General features: G+C 72.1%; 11 protein-coding genes. All 11 read right to left on the bottom strand.

Annotated elements, in window-relative coordinates; translation table 11 throughout:
• Nucleotides 1–83 precede the first annotated feature (83 nt).
• A complete protein-coding gene (locus FHR36_RS11940) occupies nucleotides 84–4,367 on the bottom strand; it encodes a DUF6531 domain-containing protein (RefSeq protein WP_253796252.1) in 4,284 nt (1,427 codons plus the stop codon).
• Complete coding sequence (locus tag FHR36_RS11935) at nucleotides 4,364–5,053, bottom strand: WXG100-like domain-containing protein (RefSeq protein WP_253796251.1); 690 nt, start codon at nucleotides 5,051–5,053, stop codon at nucleotides 4,364–4,366. Before FHR36_RS11935 ends, FHR36_RS11940 begins: the two co-directional genes overlap by 4 nt.
• Before the next feature lie 145 nt (nucleotides 5,054–5,198).
• On the bottom strand, nucleotides 5,199–6,284 hold the full coding sequence (locus FHR36_RS11930; protein ID WP_253796250.1) for a hypothetical protein: 1,086 nt from the start codon (nucleotides 6,282–6,284) through the stop codon (nucleotides 5,199–5,201).
• A gap of 125 nt (nucleotides 6,285–6,409) precedes the next feature.
• Nucleotides 6,410–8,707 carry a hypothetical protein gene (locus FHR36_RS11925; RefSeq protein WP_253796249.1) on the bottom strand — a complete coding sequence of 766 codons (2,298 nt, stop codon included), beginning with the start codon at nucleotides 8,705–8,707 and terminating at the stop codon, nucleotides 6,410–6,412.
• 11 nt (nucleotides 8,708–8,718) lie between these two features.
• Complete coding sequence (locus tag FHR36_RS11920; RefSeq protein WP_253796248.1) at nucleotides 8,719–9,090, bottom strand: hypothetical protein; 372 nt, start codon at nucleotides 9,088–9,090, stop codon at nucleotides 8,719–8,721.
• A 2-nt stretch (nucleotides 9,091–9,092) separates the two neighbouring features.
• Complete coding sequence (locus FHR36_RS11915; RefSeq protein WP_253796247.1) at nucleotides 9,093–11,714, bottom strand: hypothetical protein; 2,622 nt, start codon at nucleotides 11,712–11,714, stop codon at nucleotides 9,093–9,095.
• 154 nt (nucleotides 11,715–11,868) lie between these two features.
• Nucleotides 11,869–12,426, bottom strand: coding sequence for a hypothetical protein (locus FHR36_RS11910; protein ID WP_253796246.1), 558 nt, complete (start codon nucleotides 12,424–12,426; stop codon nucleotides 11,869–11,871).
• A gap of 107 nt (nucleotides 12,427–12,533) precedes the next feature.
• Nucleotides 12,534–14,096, bottom strand: coding sequence for a DUF2637 domain-containing protein (locus FHR36_RS11905; protein WP_380232597.1), 1,563 nt, complete (start codon nucleotides 14,094–14,096; stop codon nucleotides 12,534–12,536).
• An 80-nt stretch (nucleotides 14,097–14,176) separates the two neighbouring features.
• A complete protein-coding gene (locus FHR36_RS11900) occupies nucleotides 14,177–14,518 on the bottom strand; it encodes a hypothetical protein (RefSeq protein WP_253796244.1) in 342 nt (113 codons plus the stop codon).
• Nucleotides 14,519–14,568: 50 nt separating this feature from the next.
• Nucleotides 14,569–15,261 (bottom strand): hypothetical protein, encoded by a 693-nt coding sequence (locus tag FHR36_RS11895; protein ID WP_253796242.1) that lies wholly within the window; start codon nucleotides 15,259–15,261, stop codon nucleotides 14,569–14,571.
• 115 nt (nucleotides 15,262–15,376) lie between these two features.
• Nucleotides 15,377–15,841 carry a hypothetical protein gene (locus FHR36_RS11890; protein WP_253796241.1) on the bottom strand — a complete coding sequence of 155 codons (465 nt, stop codon included), beginning with the start codon at nucleotides 15,839–15,841 and terminating at the stop codon, nucleotides 15,377–15,379.
• Between the last annotated feature and the right edge of the window lie 167 nt (nucleotides 15,842–16,008).

Below are 16,008 nucleotides of genomic sequence, written 5' to 3'. Positions count from 1 at the left end.
TGTCGTTGGCGTGTGACGGTTCGGCACTCAGTATCTCACCGGTGTGCCGCAGCCGGAGGAGTGCGGCTGCGGCACACACCGGGTCAGGGGAGCCAGGTGAACAGACGGCGGTGGGTTCCGCGTTCGCGGGGGAAGTACCACTCGCCGTCGCCGACCATGCGCCCTCCGCTGCCCCGGATGAGGGGCGCGCAATGGTCGGTGCACACGCTGCGCGAGGCGCCGCCCTGGAGCGGACGCCAGGCGGAGTCCGTCTGGTGGCGGCGGGCGAGGAACGCCAGCAGGTTCTGCTCGGCGTGGCCGGCGAAGTCGTCGGTCTTGGGTGAGTACTCGCTGGCCGGCAGCGGGATCAGTCCGAGCTTCTTCGCGTGGGCCTGCTGAGCCGGGGTCAGGGGGCTGGAGCTGGTGCCGGCGGCGAAGAGCTTCGGGCCCTTCGGGGTCATCGCCTCGATGACCGCCACGGTCTGGTACTCCTGACTGCGCTTGGGCAGCAGCCCGGCGATCTCCTTCGCCATCTCGCCCAGGTGCGTGGGGCAGGGAGCGAGGCCGAACGGGTCGGCCCAGGTCTGCGGGTTGTGGACGTAGGTCTGCGGGTTCAGGGCCGGCCGCAGTCCGAGCGGATCGGGGCTGAGGTAGCGGGCGGTCTGCGGGTCGTAGTAGCGGAACAGGTTGTAGTGCAGGCCGGATTCGGCGTCCGCCTGCTGACCGGGGAACCGCAGCGGGCAGTCGGGACCGCCCGGCGCGGCTGCGGGCTGCCCGGGTGCTCCCCACAGGGTGGTGCGCAGGTGCCAGGCGACGCTGCCGTGCTCGTCTACGAGTTCGGTCGGTGCGCCGACGAGGTCGCTGACGATGGCGTAGAACCGCTCGTCGATCTCGTCCTGGGGGGCGTCGCGCAGATAGTGGGTGCGGTCGCGCTGGGCGAGGGGGCGCTCGCCGTCGGGTTCCCAGTCCCAGGTGGAGGTGTGCGCGGTGCCGGTGGCGGGGTCGGTGCGGGTCTGTTCGGCGAGGGCGGTGCCGTCCCAGACGAACCGGGTCTCCTCGAGGACGGTGTGCTGGTCCGGGGCCAGGCGATGCTTGGCGATGCGCCTGCCGAACGGGTCGTAGAGGTAGCGCCAGCGGGTGCCGTCGGGGGTAGTCAGGTGGGTGAGGCGGTCGGCCGTGTCCCAGGTGTAGTGCCATTCGCGGTGGCCGCCGGAGAGCAGTTTCCGGCGCTGGCGGACGAGGCGGCCCTGCTGGTCGTACTCGTAGGTGGTGCGGCCGGCGGTGGCCAGCTGCATGCCGGTGTGGGTGCGCCGGCCGAGGACCGCGGCCTTGCTGTCGGCGTCGTTGTCGGCGTGGGTGGGCCAGTCGGCGCCGGTGAGGTTGCCGGCTTCGTCGTAGGTGTAGCGCTCGGTCCAGTTGGCGCCGGTGACGGCGGTGACGCGGCCGGCGGCATCGAGGTCCTGGTGGCGCACCTCGTCGTCGGGGCCGCTCATGGCGGTGACGTACCCGGTCGGCGAGTAGGCCCAGGCCCGGGACCATCCGCCGGTGCCGGGTGCGGTGCCGGGTGCGGTGGTCAGGTGCTGCGCGGTCAGGCGCCCGGCCTGGTCGAAGGTGTGAGCCAGGGCCGCGATGCCGAACTGCCGGCCGGTCTCCCGGCCGGCCAGGTCGTGGGTGAAGGCGAGGCTGTGCCCGCTGCCAGTGTGCAACTGCCGGGGCCGGCCGGCCGCGTCGTAGGTCCAGCGGCTCTCGGCGCCGCTGGGCGTGCGCCGAGCGACGGTGCGCCCCAGCGCGTCGTAGGCCCGGTGGACGCTCGCGCCGTTGCAGGTTTCGGTGAGGACCCGCCCGGCGGCGTCGTAGGTGAAGGCGACGGTGGCGTCGGCGCCTGCGGCTTCGACGAGGTGGCCGCCCGCGTCGTAGCGGAAGGTGGTGGTGAGGCCGTCGGCGTGCCGGGCAACGGTACGGCCCAGCGGGTCGCGGGTGAAAGCGGTGTGCTGGCTGGCGCCGTTGGTGAGTTCGGCGAGCTGCCCTGCCGCGTCAAGGGTGTAGGTGAGGGTGCGGCCGTTGAAGTCCCGCTCCGCGACGAGTCGCCCTGCGATGTCGTGCTGGTAGGTCCAGGTGAGGCCGTGCGGGTTGGTGATCTGGGTGAGCTTCAGCTCCGGGTCGTAGTCGAAGCGGTAGCGGGCGCCGTCGGGGTCGGTGCGCGCGGCGAGCAGGTCGAAGTAGGTGTACTCGAATGTCGAGGTGCCGCCGCCCGGGTCGGTGTGCCGGATGCAGTTGCCTTCACCGTCGTACGCCCACCGTTCGGTGTTGCCGGCCGCGTCGGTGCGCCACGCGGGCCGGCCTTCGACGGTCCAGCCGAGCAGTGTGGTGGTGCCGAGCGGGTCGGTGATCCGGGCGGGCAGTCCGAACGCGTCGTAGGCGCAGGTGGAGGTGTTGCCGAGCGGGCCGGTGATCGTCGTGGTCAGCCCGGCCGGGTTGTACGTGAACCGGGTGGTGGCGCCGAGGGCGTCGGTGACCGTGTCGGCGTTGCCGTGCTCGTCGCGCACGTACCGGGTGACGGCCCCGGCGGGGTCGGTCGCGGCCAGCAAGTTCCCGCGGTCGTCGTAGGTGAACAGCTCGACGGCGCCGTCGGCGGTGGCGACTTCCAGGGGCTGGTGCAGGTCGTTGTAGACGGCCTGGCTGAAGCTGCCGTCGGGCCTTGATATTCGGGACAGATTCCCGTCCTCGTCCCACGACAGCGTCGTGGTGCGGCCGAGCTGGTCGGTGCGCTCCAGCAACCTGTCGTACCGGTCCCAGAGGGATCGGGTGACGTGACCAAGCGGGTCGGTCTCGGCGACGGTCTGTCCGAGCTCGTTGAGCTGGTAGACCGTGCGCTGCCCCAGGGCGTTGGTCACCGTGGTGGTGCGCAGGTCCGTGTCGTAGGAGAACACGTTGTCCAGGAACCCGCCGTCGCCGCGGGTCTGCACGCAGCGCCCGGCCCGGTCGTACAGGTACCGGTAGCGGTGGCGGTTGCGGTCGGTCCACGTCGTTATCCGCGTCAGGTGGTCGTAGGTGAACTCCAGGGGCACGCCGGAGGAGTTCACGACCTGCGAGAGGTTTCCGTTGCCGTCGTAGGAGAACGCGACGAGCAGTGTCCCCTCAGGCTCGGGCCGGGGCGCCTCTGCTGGCCGCCCGCCGGGCGCCGGGGGTTCGGTGGCCGCGGCCTCGCCTGCCGCCAGCGCGCCGGGGATGTTCTGCTCGGCGCTTCCTGCGGCCTGCGGCTCGGTGTCGGCGGCGGGCCCGGTCCCCGCCGCGGGCTCGGCGCCGGGCGTCTGGGTTCCGGAGGTCCCCTCGGTGTCGGTGCCGGCCGGGTCCAGGAGCCGGAAGCCTGTGATCCGCTGCCCCGCGGTTTCAACACCGACCCGGTACCCGCCGCTGTGCCGAACCTCGACGGGTGCGCCCAGCGGCGAGTAGGCGATGTCGATCCGGTTCCCGTTGCGGTCGCTTAGGGCCGCCAACGGCAGCAGGGACTGGTCCGCGAGGTCACCTGGCGCCTCGCCGTCCGGCGTGAGTGACACGAAGTGCCGGGTCACCCCGCTGAACGGGTCACAGACTGTCAGACCACCCAGCACCTGCGGATCCCAGGCGAGCTCCCACCGCGGCCCCTCCACCGGGTGCACCGGGGCATCCGGACGCGGGACGGGGAACACCAGCAGCATGCCGTCGTCGCTCGCGAAGACCACGCCCTCGTCGTCCAGCTCCAGCCGCTGGTCCAGCGTGGACGTCCACGACGGCCCGAACCACCGCCCCGACCGGTACGACGACAGGTGCGTGCGCGTCAGCAGCAGGGGCAGCGCACCGGGAAGACTCACGTCCTCCTGGCCCATCACCATCTCACCGGACGCCACATCGACCGGGTCACCGCAGGTGTTCCGCGAGTTCAGCTGAACTCCGGTCTTCCGCGGGTCCCCCGCGCCGTCGCGCAGCCGCGGCGAGCCAGGATTCTTCGACCCGCCCTTGCGGCCCGGACCTCGCCGATTCGACCCGCCTCCCCCGCCGCTGCCGCCGGGCGACTTGGGGCCGCTGCGACCACTGTGCTTGCCGAGCATGATGTCGGCGATCTGCCGGTCGTTCTCCCGGTGGTTGCGGCTCGTCTGCTCCAAGCCCTGGCCGACGTCCTTCAGGTGCTTGCGCAGCGCCTTCTGGCCGTCCTGCATCGCGTCCAGGAGCTTGGAGACACCCTGCTCGGCCGCCGCCGCGAGCCCACCCTTGCCACGGGTGCGGCCGAACGCGGCCTTCGCCCGGGTCTGGTGCCGGCGATGCGAGTTCTCCAGGTCGTCGGAGTACGAGCCGAACCGCTTGGCAAGGTTCTCAGTCGCGTCGTGGTCATGCTGGAAACCGTCACTCATGCCGCGCTCCCCCGTGCGCCGTCACCGAGACCGAGCTGCGACTTGCTGTCGTCCACCCCGTCCTTGAAGCCCTGCTTGCCGGCGTCGCCGACGTCCGACCAGTTGACGCCGTCACTCATCCCCAGTGCCTGCTCCCCCAGCTGCAGGACGAGATTGCCGGCCATGTCGGAGAGCGCCTGGATCACCGGTCCGGTGGCAATGGAGACCAGCTGGTCGATGATCTGCTGCTCGGCCTCCTTCAGTAGCCGTCTCACGATCACCCGGGTGGCCTGGGTCGCGCCCAGCGCGCCCGCCTCCGACAGGCCGAAGGTCAGCGGCGCCGCCGCCTGCGCGGCGATCACCTCGGCCGCCATGAGGCCGAGCTGCACGATCGCGGCGATCTTGGCGCCCTCGATGACGATCGCCACCCCGTCCAGGCAGGTGGCCACCAGCCGCCCGCCCTCGGCCAACTGGTGCAAATGTGTACCGGAGAGCTTTCCCCAGTGCGCCTCGAACGCCTCCACCGCCAGGCCCGCATTGGTGCCCAGCATGTCCTGGACCGCACCGTGCATATCGGTGATCCCGCTGTCCATCTCCTCCGAGAACGAACGCAGCGCGTCCGCCATCTCCCGGTAGTCGTCCTCGTCCACGTTCGGCCAATTCACACCGATCAGATCGAGAACCCACGCCAGCTCGTCGGGCAGCACAACACCCACGCGACTCCACCCCCGTGATCACATCGCTCCGGTACGTAGGCTACTTGACACCCCGTAGCCACGAAACGAAGCTCCGGACCCTGTCGATCGCCCAGCCTGACGACCACCGCAACGGACCCGCCGGTGGCACTTCCTCTCAGCGGTAGCGGAACAACTGCTGCAGCCGTAGGACCTCCGATTGCCAGAACACACGGGCCTCACCTGGCTCGGCAGGAACCGCCCGACCCAGCCGGCCCGCCAGATCACGGCAGACCGCCAGAGAACCCGTCTCGCCCGCCGCGAGCAGCGAGGACAGCAGCGGCTCACCCTGAGGAGTGCCGGCGTCCACTCGCACGAGGACTTCCACCCGGTCGGCCGGGTGCAGGACCTGCGGCAGAGCGTTGCCCAGCTGGCGGCCCAGCTTCGACCAGGTGGTCGTGGAGCGCTCGCGCGCAGCCTTCTTCAACGCTCCCGTCACTGCGGCGGCGATCTGCGCCACCACTTCCTCCGGCAACCGGGCCGGCCTCGCCGACACCGCCTTCCTCGCCCTCTGCCTCTGCGGAACACCAGAGGCGGAACGCCGGGCCGCAGGCTGCTCCCTGACCACCTCGCGGTCCTCGCGCATCCTGCCGATTCCCGTCCGGGCCGCCAGTCGCTCGACAGCTCGCTTGTCCGTGTCCTGCCGGGCAGCCGGAACACCGGCTTCCCGCCTCGGCGCCACGCCACTCTCGGAGGCCAAGGCTCCGCGCAGCCGACGGCCGCGTGAGAGCCACCACTGCGCCTCCTCGAGCTGCGCCGGGGTGAGGCGTGGCCGTACCTTCCTCACCGTCCCGGCGAGTGAGTCCACCAGGTGCTGAATCTGCCGTGCGGGCAGCTGCTCTCCCAGCTGCCGCAGGTCGCTGAGGATGTCCAGGACTCGCTGATGTGCGGTATCTGCCGGATCGTCCGGTTCGGCCGCCCTCGATGCCGTTGGGGCCCCGGGCACGTCAGCAGGGACGACAGCCCGCGATGTCTTGCGATCCGAGAAGACCGCACGCTCCTGTTGCCGCAGGAGCTCTGCCGCCTCTTCGGCAGTGGAACGCTGGTCCTCCGTTCGTCCCCATGCCGCGTCCGTGTCCGCGCGGACCAGAAGGTGGCGTACCAGTTCGGTGTCGCCCATCGCGACGGCCTGGCGCAGCCGGTCGAAGAGCTCGCCGCGGCCGCGGTCGTATGCGGTCAGCCACGTCCGGCCGCGCTCGATCAATGCGGCCGTGGTCCCCGATGCGGAATCTCGGGGCCGAGCATCAATTTCCCCCACTCGTGAGCAGCAGTGAAGCAAGCGGCCCACACCGGAGGTTCGGTGCGGGCCGCAGCTTGTTCGGGACAGGTTCAGTCGTTGGTGCCCTCCGGGTCGGGCGTCTTGGGGAGCGGGATGCCGTACTCGCCCTTGGCCTTGGGGTCGGGGTTGCGGACGAGCTTGCCGGCGGTGACGAGGCGGCCGCAGGTGTTCTCGACGGTCTTGCGGGGGACGGCGGTCATCTCGGTGAGCTGGTCGAGGTGGAGGTAGGCGACCTCCTCGCCGAGCGGGTCACGGTACTCGTCAAGCACGAAGAGGATCTTCTCCTCGGCGGTGGGCTCCTTGGCCGGCGTGGTGGTGGGCTGCGTGGGCACCCACGCGGTGGCGCCTGTGTCGAAGGCGTTGTCGTCGTCCTCAGCCGCAGGACCGACGGGGATGAGGGCGATCCGGTCGCGGTCGTCCCAGTCGGGGAAGTCGGCGGGGATGACGATGTTGTCGGGGTCGAACAGGCCGGCGGCGGACTCGAGGATCCAGGCGCGCATCATCTCGGCGCGCTCGTCGGGGCCGACGACGTAGCCGACGCCGAAGGTTCGGGTGGGGTCGTCCTCGGGGACGTCGGGATCGTAGATCAGGGTGTCGTCGGTGCCCTTCCAGAACGCGGGGATCTTGGACGGGTCGATGCCGGCGAAGGCGTCGGGCAGGTCGACGCGCTGCTTCTGGGCGCTGTCGGAGCGCAGGAGGACCAAGGCGCCGCCGTAGAAGACGTTGTCGCGGATGGCGGTGTTGCTGCCCATCTGGTCGAGGTTGAGGATCTGGCCGCAGAGCGTCAGGCAGATGCCGAGCGAGCGGCCCTGCGAGGCGATGGCCGCGACGATGAACGCGGCCTCCTTGGCGTCAGGGGACTTGTCGCCGAGGAGCTGGGCGAACTCGTCGAGGGGAACGGCGACGAACGGCCGGTCGGGGGTGGGCGTGAAGTTCTTGGCGCCGGTGGCGGCGGACTCGGCGATGCGGTGGAGCAGGATCGCGTAGGCGATGCGCAGGGCGCCCATGGCGCCTTCGGTGCCGAGGCCGGCGTGGGCGGCCATGCGGGCGATGTCGGGGTTGGAGGAGCCCTTGGGGTCGCCGTAGATGATGGCGAATCCGTTGACGTGGTAGGCGAGGCAGATGAGCTGGAGGACGCCGCCCTTGCCGGAGCCGGTGACGCCGGCGACGAGGATGTGCTGGGCGCCGACCTTGGGGTCGAAGATCTGCAGGCGGCCGGGCCGGCCGCTGATGCCGGTGCCGATCTGCACGAAGCCGTTCTTGTTCGCGCGAAGCGCCTCGGGGCCGGGCAGGGGGCGGCCGTCCTCGAGCGGGGAGTGGCCCATCACGCGGAGCTTGGCCTTGCGGGGGTCGGTGGTGGGTTCGACGGAGACGAGGAGGGTGGTGGTGCGCAGAGCGCCGGCGATGCGGTGGGCTTCGGGCGCCGTGACGACGTCGGTGTTCTCGTCGGCGACGATCCAGGCGGCGACGCCGCCGGTGGCCGGGTCCTCAATGATGCCTTCGAGGTGGGTGCCGGGCATGCAGCCGCCGGGGCGGGCGACCCGCTTGAGCCACAGTTCCTCGAGGGCGCTGTACTGCTGCTCGTCGGCGGTGGGCGCGGTGAGGCGGACGTGGATGTGCTTGGCGCTGGTGTGGGGGCCGTCGGTGATGCTCACCCAGGCGGCGGGGAGGCGGTAGACGCCGGAGACGGTGTCGGCGTCGACCGTGACCTGGCGGCCGGGGGCGGCCTCGATGACGCCCTCCCACGCCTCGGGGCCCTGGGCGGTGAGGGTGAGGTGCTGGTGCGGGTGGGTGCCGTTCACGGCGGAGATGTGGGTGTACCAACGCTGCAGGATCTCGTTGACCGGAGCCGGCTGCGTCGGCTCGGGCTCGGGGGACGCCGGGACGAGGGTCGGCCGGCGGCGGGTCTGGCCGATGACCCTGCGGAGGGTGAAGCCGACGAACCCGGTCGCGCCCCACCAGGCGGTGGAGACCAGGCCGGTGAGGGACGGCATGGTCATCCATCCGGCGAGGAGCGCGTCGATGCCGGGCAGGCCGTGGAGGGTGGCGGTCGCCGCGGCGGTCGCGGTGGTGATGGCGGAGACGAGGAACGGGGTGCGGTGCGCGGCGAGGATGTCGCCGCCGGGCAGCGCGGCGAGGGTGCGCTCGGAGAGCAGGCCGGTGGCGTTGGCGCCGGCGATCAGGGCGGGGGCGGCGAGGAATGTGGAGACGGTGGTGGCGGCCTGCGGGTCGAGGAACGGCATCACGCCGGCGGTCACCAGGGGCGCCACGATCTCGGCGATGGCGAAGCGCTTCTCCGCGGTCGGGCTGCGCACCGCGTCGGCGGGGGCGGTCTGATCGGTGGTCACGGTGCTTTCTCCTACTCCTGCGAGTACCAGACGGCGTTGGCCATCTCGACGGGGTTGCGGTCGTGGGCTTCCTGGATGCCGTCGTGCAGGCGCATCGCCTCCCGCTCGGCGGCGGTGGCGGCGCGGGACGCCTCCTCGGCACTGGTCGCGTACGCGAGGGCGGCAGTGGACAGGCCCTGCATGATCCGGGACACCTCGCGGGTCTCCGCCACGGTCGCGGCATCGACCTTGAGCGCGCCGATCTGCTCGGCGATCCGGCCGGTGTCCTTGGCCTCGTCCTCCATCGCCTTCGCCATCTTCTTGTGCTTCTCGGTCGCGCCCCGGATCGCCTTGGCGAGGGCCCGGGTCTGGCGGAGCAGCGAGCGGTAGGTGAGTGCGGGCATGGTCAGCTCCCCTGCTTGTCCTGGTAGAACTCCCGCTCGCCCGGCGAGGCCAGCGGGCTGTCGGCAACGGCCTTGTAGATGCCGCCGTGCCGGATCTCGGCGTTGGCGGCGAGGACCTGGACGGCCTCGGCGCCGCGGTGCGCCTGCTTCTCGATCTCCTCGGCGTTGCCGCGCAGGGCCTGGGCGCGTTCGGCCAGGCGCAGCAGGATGCCGATGAGGGCGGCGCCGCCCTTGACGGACTTGGCGTCCTCGGCGAGCCGGTGGGCCTTGGTGGCGTGCTCGGTGGCGCTGGCGCGGGCGGCCTTACTGCCGCCGGCGATCCAGGAGAGGCGGCCCTTCTTCTCGCCGAGGCGGCGTTCGAACTGCTTGAGGGTGCGGACCTCGCCGCGGCTCATGGTGTGCGGGTTGCCGTCGGCGGTGAACGTGACGGCCTTGGCGCCGACCTCGTTGACCTGGACGGGCACGGCGGGCACCTTGCCGGTGGTCGCGGGGCGGCCGGCCTCGCCGGGGAGCGGGGCCCGGCCGGGGACGAGGGGCCGGTAGCCCGGGCGGGGCGGGATGGCCTGGGCGGCGGCGACGCCGGCTGCCGCGGTCGCGATCGCCTTCTCCTGCTTGGCCAGTTCCGCGGTCGATCCGCTGGCCGGCGCCATCTTCGGTCCGGCCGGTGCCGGGGGCTTCGGGGCCTGGTTCGCGGCCTTGGCCTCGTCCATGCGCTTCCTGTCCTTCTCGTCCTCGGCCCGGCGGTCGCCGTAGCCGTCCTTCGCGCCGTGGCCCCAGGCCTTGACGTGGCCGACGGCGGCGGCCGCACGGTGCCCGTCGCGGTAGCCGGCCTCCCGGGAGGACTGGGTCGGCGGCCGCTTCACGTCGGGGTCCTGGGTGCTGCCGAGCGTTGCCGGGGTGTTCTTCTTCGGGTCGGCCTGCGCGCCGTCCGTCTTCGTCGGGTCGGTCGTGGTGGCGGCGGCGGTATCGACGGTGCTGCTGGTCGTTCCGCCGGTGGCGGGGCTGTCGGTCGACGGCTTGGGCGCGACCTGCTGCGCACCGTCGCTCTTCGCCCGGCCGTCTGCCGTTGCCGGGCCGGTCGTACCGGCGGCGTCGGCGGTGGTGCTGCTGCTGGTCGTTCCGGCGGCCGCGGAGGCGTCCGTCGGCGGCTTCGGCGCGGCCTGCTGCGCGCCTTCCGTCGAGGCGGGACGGTCGGTCCTCGTCGGGCCGGTCGCGCCAGCGGCGGCGTCGGCCTTCTGCAGGTCGACGGTCTTGCCCTCGGCGGCCTTCCCGGCGGTCGTGTCGGGTGTGCCGCTGGTGGCGGGACCGTTCGCCGCCGGCTGAGGCTCGGTCGGCTGCGCGCCGCCCGGCTGCACCGCGCCATACGTAGGCGCCGGGCCGGTCGAGGTAGCGGTGTCGCTGGTCGTTTCGCTGGTGGCGGGGCCGTTCACCGGCGCCTGCTGCTCGGCCGACTGCGCGCCGTCCGCCGGCGCCGGGCTGTCCGCAGACGCTGCGTCAGCCGTCCCGGCGATGGCGTCGGCCGTGTTGGCGATGGTGGAGTCGTCCGCCGTCGGCTCTGCAGCGTCGACCAGCACCGGCTCGGCAGGCTGCGCAGCGCCGGCCGGCGCCGGGCTGTCTACGGGGACCGCAGTGGTGGCGTCGACCGCGCTGGCAGTGGTGGAGCCGTCCGCCGTCGCCTGCTCGTCGTCCGCAGACCCGCCGTCCTTCGGCGCGTCATCGGCGTTCCCCTCGTCGGCCTTCCCGGTGGTGCCGGTCGTGTCGGAGGGCGCCGCGTCGGCCTTGCCCGGCTGGGGGTCGTCCGCCTGGTCGTCGCCCGTCTTCGCCGGGCCGGTCTTCCGCTTGTCCGCCTTGCCGGTACCGGGCCCGTCCTGGGGGGCCGCCGGCCTCGCCGCCGTGCCGCCTGCGGACTTGGTTTCGGACGACGTCTTGGACGAGTTGCTCCTCGCGTCGTCCCGGCCGGTCCGCGCGGAGGTGTCGTTCTTCGCGGCCCGGGTGTCGGCCGTGGTGCCGCTGGTCTTCGCAGAGGTGTCGCGGTGGTCCTTGGCGTCCCGACTGTCCCGCACCCCGGCGTCGTTCTTCGTCGAGCGGCTGTCGGCGCGCTTCTCGTCGCGGTTGTCGCGCGCCTGGTGCTGGGTGGCCTTGTTGTTGAGGTCGGCGACCTTCGCGTTCCGGTCGGTGCGGTGCTGCGCGGCGTGGTCGCTCTTCGCGGTCCGGTCGGACTTGGAGGCGTTGGTGGTGGTCGTGGTGGCGCCGGAGACCCGGTTCTCCTTGACGTCGTGGTTCCGGCGGATGGTGCGGGTGGTGCCGGTCCGGCCGATGCGGGCGGCGAAGGCGCGGACCAGGGCGCCGAACGGACCGTCGCCGGCGCTGCCGCTGTCGGTCTCACGGTCGGTCGCGCTGGCGCGGCCGTTGGCGGCCGGGGTGTCGGCGGCGTCCTGGGCGAGGGCGGCGGTGGTGCCGAGCGGGGCGACGGGCCGGGCGGGCTGGACCGGGGTGAAGAGGTGTGCGAGGGCGCCCTGCGGCGGTGCCGGCGCGGCGGCGGGGGCGGCGCTCGGGGCGGCCGGAGCGGCCTGGTCGGGGTCCGCCGGCGTGGGCGGAGTGGTCGGCGCGGAGGGCGTGGCCACGGACTCTTCCTCACTTTCTGTAGCGGCTTGGGTCCCACCTCCCACCCACCCACCGGCCGGAGAGAATCCGCCGGGCCCGCCCATGACGTGCCGGGATTCGCTGGGAGGCGGTTGGGAGGTGGGTGGGAGGTGGGAGTTGGGAGGTGACTGGTTGTTACGTTCGGGCGAAGCGCTTCTTCAGCCAGCCGGCGCCCATCGCTGCCCCGACGGTGCCGAGGACGATCAGGCCGGCGCCCGAAGACGAGCCGTCGTCGCTCTTGCCGCCGGTCACCGTCTGGGCGGTGTTGACCATCCCGAGCTGGTCGACGGACGGGTAGGCCTTCCCGCAGTCGGCGACCGCGTTGAAGTTGCCGCCGGCCTTCGCGATGCACGCCTGCACCGCCTGCCGGCGGGCCTTCTGTGCCTCGGTCTCCTGGCCCGCGGCCTGCGCCACCTGGGCGGCCTGCTGCTGGCGCTGCAGGTCGACCTTGGAGGCCTCCAGGCCGATCTGTGCCTGCCTCACCTCGGCGTCGGCCTGCGCGGCCGCGTAGTTCGACCAGGCGACCATGCCGGACGCGGCCAGGACGACCGCGCCGGCGCCGATCGCGGCCTTCGCACGCGGGGACAGCCGGGCGTTCGGCGCGTAGGCGCCGTGCAGCGGCGGGGACTTCCAGGTCGGCACCGAGGTGATGTCGTACGCCGGGTCGTTGTAGACCGAGTCGTGGCCGGTCATGGTGATGGTGCTCCTTCCAGGGGGTACTGCCGGGGAGGTTGGCCTGTTGTTCGGCCGGCCGGTCCGGCCCACCCTGGTGGGCGGTCCGGACCGGAGATCTGTGCAGGTCAGGCGGCCTGGTTCCAGATGTCACGGGCCCGGTCGAGCCGGTCGAAGGCCGTGGTCTGGCTCAGGCTCAGCTCGGTCTTGACCCGCTCGAGGGTCACGGCGTCATAGCCCTCGCTCCGCATCAGGCCGAGCAGCGTTTCGACTTCGGCGTTGATCCGGGCCCTTCGGGTTCCGAGCTCGGCGGGCCGCTTCGGCTTCGGGCCCGCTTCCGATTCGGGCCGCTTCGGGTTCGGGTTCGGGGGGCCCACCGCTTCGGCTTCGACTTCGGGGCCGGGCTTCGGATTCGCTTCGGGTTCGGGCTTCGACTTCGGCTCTACTTCGGCTTCGGCTTCCGACCGCCGCTTCGGGTCCGCTTCAGCTTCGGGTTCCGGCTTCGGGTCCGCTTCGGGTTCGGGCTTCGGCTTCGGCTGTACGGCCGGGCGCTCCCGCAGCTTCCGAAGCGCCTCCTCGACCCGAAGCTTCTCCTCCAGAAGTCGAAGCGCTTCGGCTTCGGCCTCCGCCGTACGCTGCGCGGCGTCCGCGGCCTCCTGCAGGCGCCGCTGCTCTGCTTCGGCTTCGGCCTGCCGCTGCTGCTCCGCGCGGCGCCGGCGCTCCAGTTCGGCTTCGGCTTCGGCGGTCAGCCGCTTCTGCTCGATCTCGGCGCGCCGCGCTTCGGCTTCGGCTTCGGCCAGTTCCTCGGCCCGGGCGACCGCCCGGAGCTTCGCTTCGGCTTCGGCTTCCGCGAGCCGCCGCGCTTCGGCTTCGACCCGGCGCTGCTGGTCCCGAACCCGAAGCGCTTCGGCTTCGACTTCGGCCTGCAGCTGAGCTTCGGCTTCCCGGGCCGCTTCGGCTTTCCGCTGTGCTTCGGCTTCGGCTTTCGGCATCGCAAGCGCTTCCGAAACCGAAATCCCGAAGCGGGCGAGGGCAAGCGCGAGGACCTTGTCGGCCGGCGCCTTCCACCGCCAGAAGTAGCCGAACTCCTTCCGAAGCTGCGCCCGGAACACCTGCAGCTCCCGCTCGAGGTCGATGACCGTGAGGTAGGACGGGATCTGCCACAGCCGCTGGCGGCGCCAGATCGCGAACGTCCCGACCGGGGAGAGGATCCAGCGCTGCCACGGCGGGGTCTCGATGCTCCGGTCCGCCACGATGTCGGCGATCCGGCCGACCGCGTGCCGGGCCGCCTCGACCACGATCACGAACAGGACCGGGATCGCGGCGTGCATGCCCACGGCCAGGCCGTCGCCCCATGCCGCGGCGGCGTTGAACGCGACCGTCGCACCGGTGAGGAACCAGGCGCAGTAGCGCAGCGGCGCGAAGGGAATCCGCAGCCAGGTCAAGAGGAGGTCGAGGGCGAGGAGGACGCCGATGCCCGCGTCGATGCCGATCGGGAAGACGTAGGCGAAGCGGCCGAAGTCCTTCGCAAGGGCCAGCCGGGTGACGGCCCGGTAGGAACCGGCGAAGCCGATGGCGGCAATGGTGACGGCGCCGCCGGCAACGGAGCCGATCAGCGTCTTCTGCAGCTTCGTCATCGCGGCCGGAGCGGCGGTGTCGCTGACCTGGTCGGCGCGGGCGTCGGGCTCCACGGAGGCTGTTCCTTTCTGATCCGGGGGCTGGGCCGGGACGGGGGCGCCCCGGCCGGTCGGGCAAGTGGGCTGCGCGGCGGTCAGAGGTCCAGGTTGACGCAGATGCCGTCAGCCGTGTCGAGGAGCGGCTTCGCCATGCGCAGCACGACGTGCTGGTCGTCGCCCTCGAGGCCGAGGGCGTCGTGGAGGTAGCCGGCGGCGATGGTGAGGTTCTCGGCGACGGCCCGGGCCTCGTTCATCGGGAGGGTCTCGAGGAAGTCGGCCGCCTCGCGGACGAGAGCGGTGAACGCCTGCGGGTCGAGGGCCGTGGTGTCGACCGGGCCGGTGCTGTTCGCGGCGGCGACGATGCCGGCGATGTCGGCGCCGTGGCGGGCGATGAGGTCGGCGAAAGTCGGCTTCACGGTGGAGCTGGTGCTGGTCATCTCTGCTGGTCTCCTTGATCCGGATCAGGGGTGGGCTGCTGGTCGGTCGGCTACTTGCCGAGGGTCAGGTCGGCGGTCAACTCGGCGACCTTCCGCAGGTGCTCGCGCTGCGCCTCGACGGCGTCGTGGACGAGCTTCTGCAGCGGCTTGAGGTCCCATCGGGCGTCGTAGTCGGAGTCGTCGCCGATGACCCAGGCGGTGGCGTCGGTGGGGTCGATGCCGGCCCGCTCGTACACCTCGCGGCGGGTCAGCTCGGTGCGGCCGTAGGTGCCGTGGACGTAGGCAATCGGCTTGGCCTTGTGGTCCCAGGCCGCGGCAGCCGCGAGCGTCTTCTCCTGGGCGGTGAGCAGCTTGGAAACCGTGGCGCGCCAGTGCGTGTCCGCGGTGGTGTCCATGGCGGTGAACAGCGCGTCCATCTCGTTCCGGGCCTGGGTGTAGCGATCCCAGCAGGAGGCGGCGCCGGCGGCCGCCTCCTTGATGTCGCGGATGTAGCGGGCGTCCCGCCACAGCCTGCGGGCGACCTCGTACTCGAACTCGAGGGTGTTGCGGGCGGCCTCGGAGAGCGTGTCGTCCCTCCAGAACGCGGTGGGGACGATGGGCTCGGCCTCGCTGCCGGTGAACGGCTTGAAGGTCCACTGGACGTTGGTGTCGTCGGTCTTCGTGATGCTGACGAAGTGGGGGTGGTGCCAGCCGGTGAGCTCCGAGGCCAGCTGCGCGACGTCGATCTGGCTGATGGGCGACATGAGGCAATCTCCAGTCATGGTCATGACAGCGGAAGGGGTCGGGGAATTTGCCGCGCCCCCGGCCGGGCCGGAGAAGGAATGCCACCCCGGCCGGGGCGCAGCGGGTGATACGGGGTCAGGCCGCGGTGGGCAGCTCTTCGCCCTCGTCGGGCTCCGGGACCGGGGCCCGCTCGCCGTCACCCGGGCCCTCCAGGTCGGGGACGACCTGGTGCTCGGCGTGGAAAGCGGCGACGGTCCGGACGGCCCACGGCTGCTCGATCGCCTCGACCGCCTCGGCGCCGATCCGGGCCGAGCAGTCCTCGGCGTAGACCGCGGTGTGGAAGTCGGTGACGGTCTGCAGGATCTCATCCGCCGGGCCGGGCAGGACGGCAAGCGTCGGGTTGAACATCGGGTTGCCCAGGTCGGAGGCGATCCCGGAGACCATCTCGACGAGGCTGCCCTCGCCGTCACCGGTCCCGAGGAGCGCCGCGATCAGGTCCCGGGTCTCACCGAGACTCGCCGGCCGGTGGGCGGCGAGTTCGAGGAGGGCCGCCGTGGCCCGCTCGACCAGGATCATCCCGGTGCTCTTCGGCTCACTCACCGGAACCACCACCCAGCCGGGCCTCCGCAACGGGGGCCAGCACGGTGGTCGGCTGCTGCTGCGCGGCCTGGTGCTCGGAGTGGTCCGCCGGGCGGCAGGTCGAGCACGGCACGGTGCCCTTCCCCGACGAATGGACGACGATGCCCCAGTCCTCACACGGCGCGCAC

The organism is Kitasatospora cinereorecta, from assembly GCF_024172095.1.
In the GTDB taxonomy this organism is placed as follows: Bacteria; Actinomycetota; Actinomycetes; order Streptomycetales; family Streptomycetaceae; genus Kitasatospora; species Kitasatospora cinereorecta.
Note: the sequence above shows the minus strand (reverse complement) of the source record. Positions and strands in the feature narration are given on the sequence as shown.

Coding starts and splice junctions, on each gene's coding strand:
- FHR36_RS11940 (WP_253796252.1), bottom strand. CDS start 4,367: ATGAGTGACGGTTTCCAGCATGACCACGACGCGACTGAGAACCTTGCC.
- FHR36_RS11920 (WP_253796248.1), bottom strand. CDS start 9,090: ATGCCCGCACTCACCTACCGCTCGCTGCTCCGCCAGACCCGGGCCCTC.
- FHR36_RS11910 (WP_253796246.1), bottom strand. CDS start 12,426: ATGACCGGCCACGACTCGGTCTACAACGACCCGGCGTACGACATCACC.
- FHR36_RS11900 (WP_253796244.1), bottom strand. CDS start 14,518: ATGACCAGCACCAGCTCCACCGTGAAGCCGACTTTCGCCGACCTCATC.
- FHR36_RS11895 (WP_253796242.1), bottom strand. CDS start 15,261: ATGTCGCCCATCAGCCAGATCGACGTCGCGCAGCTGGCCTCGGAGCTC.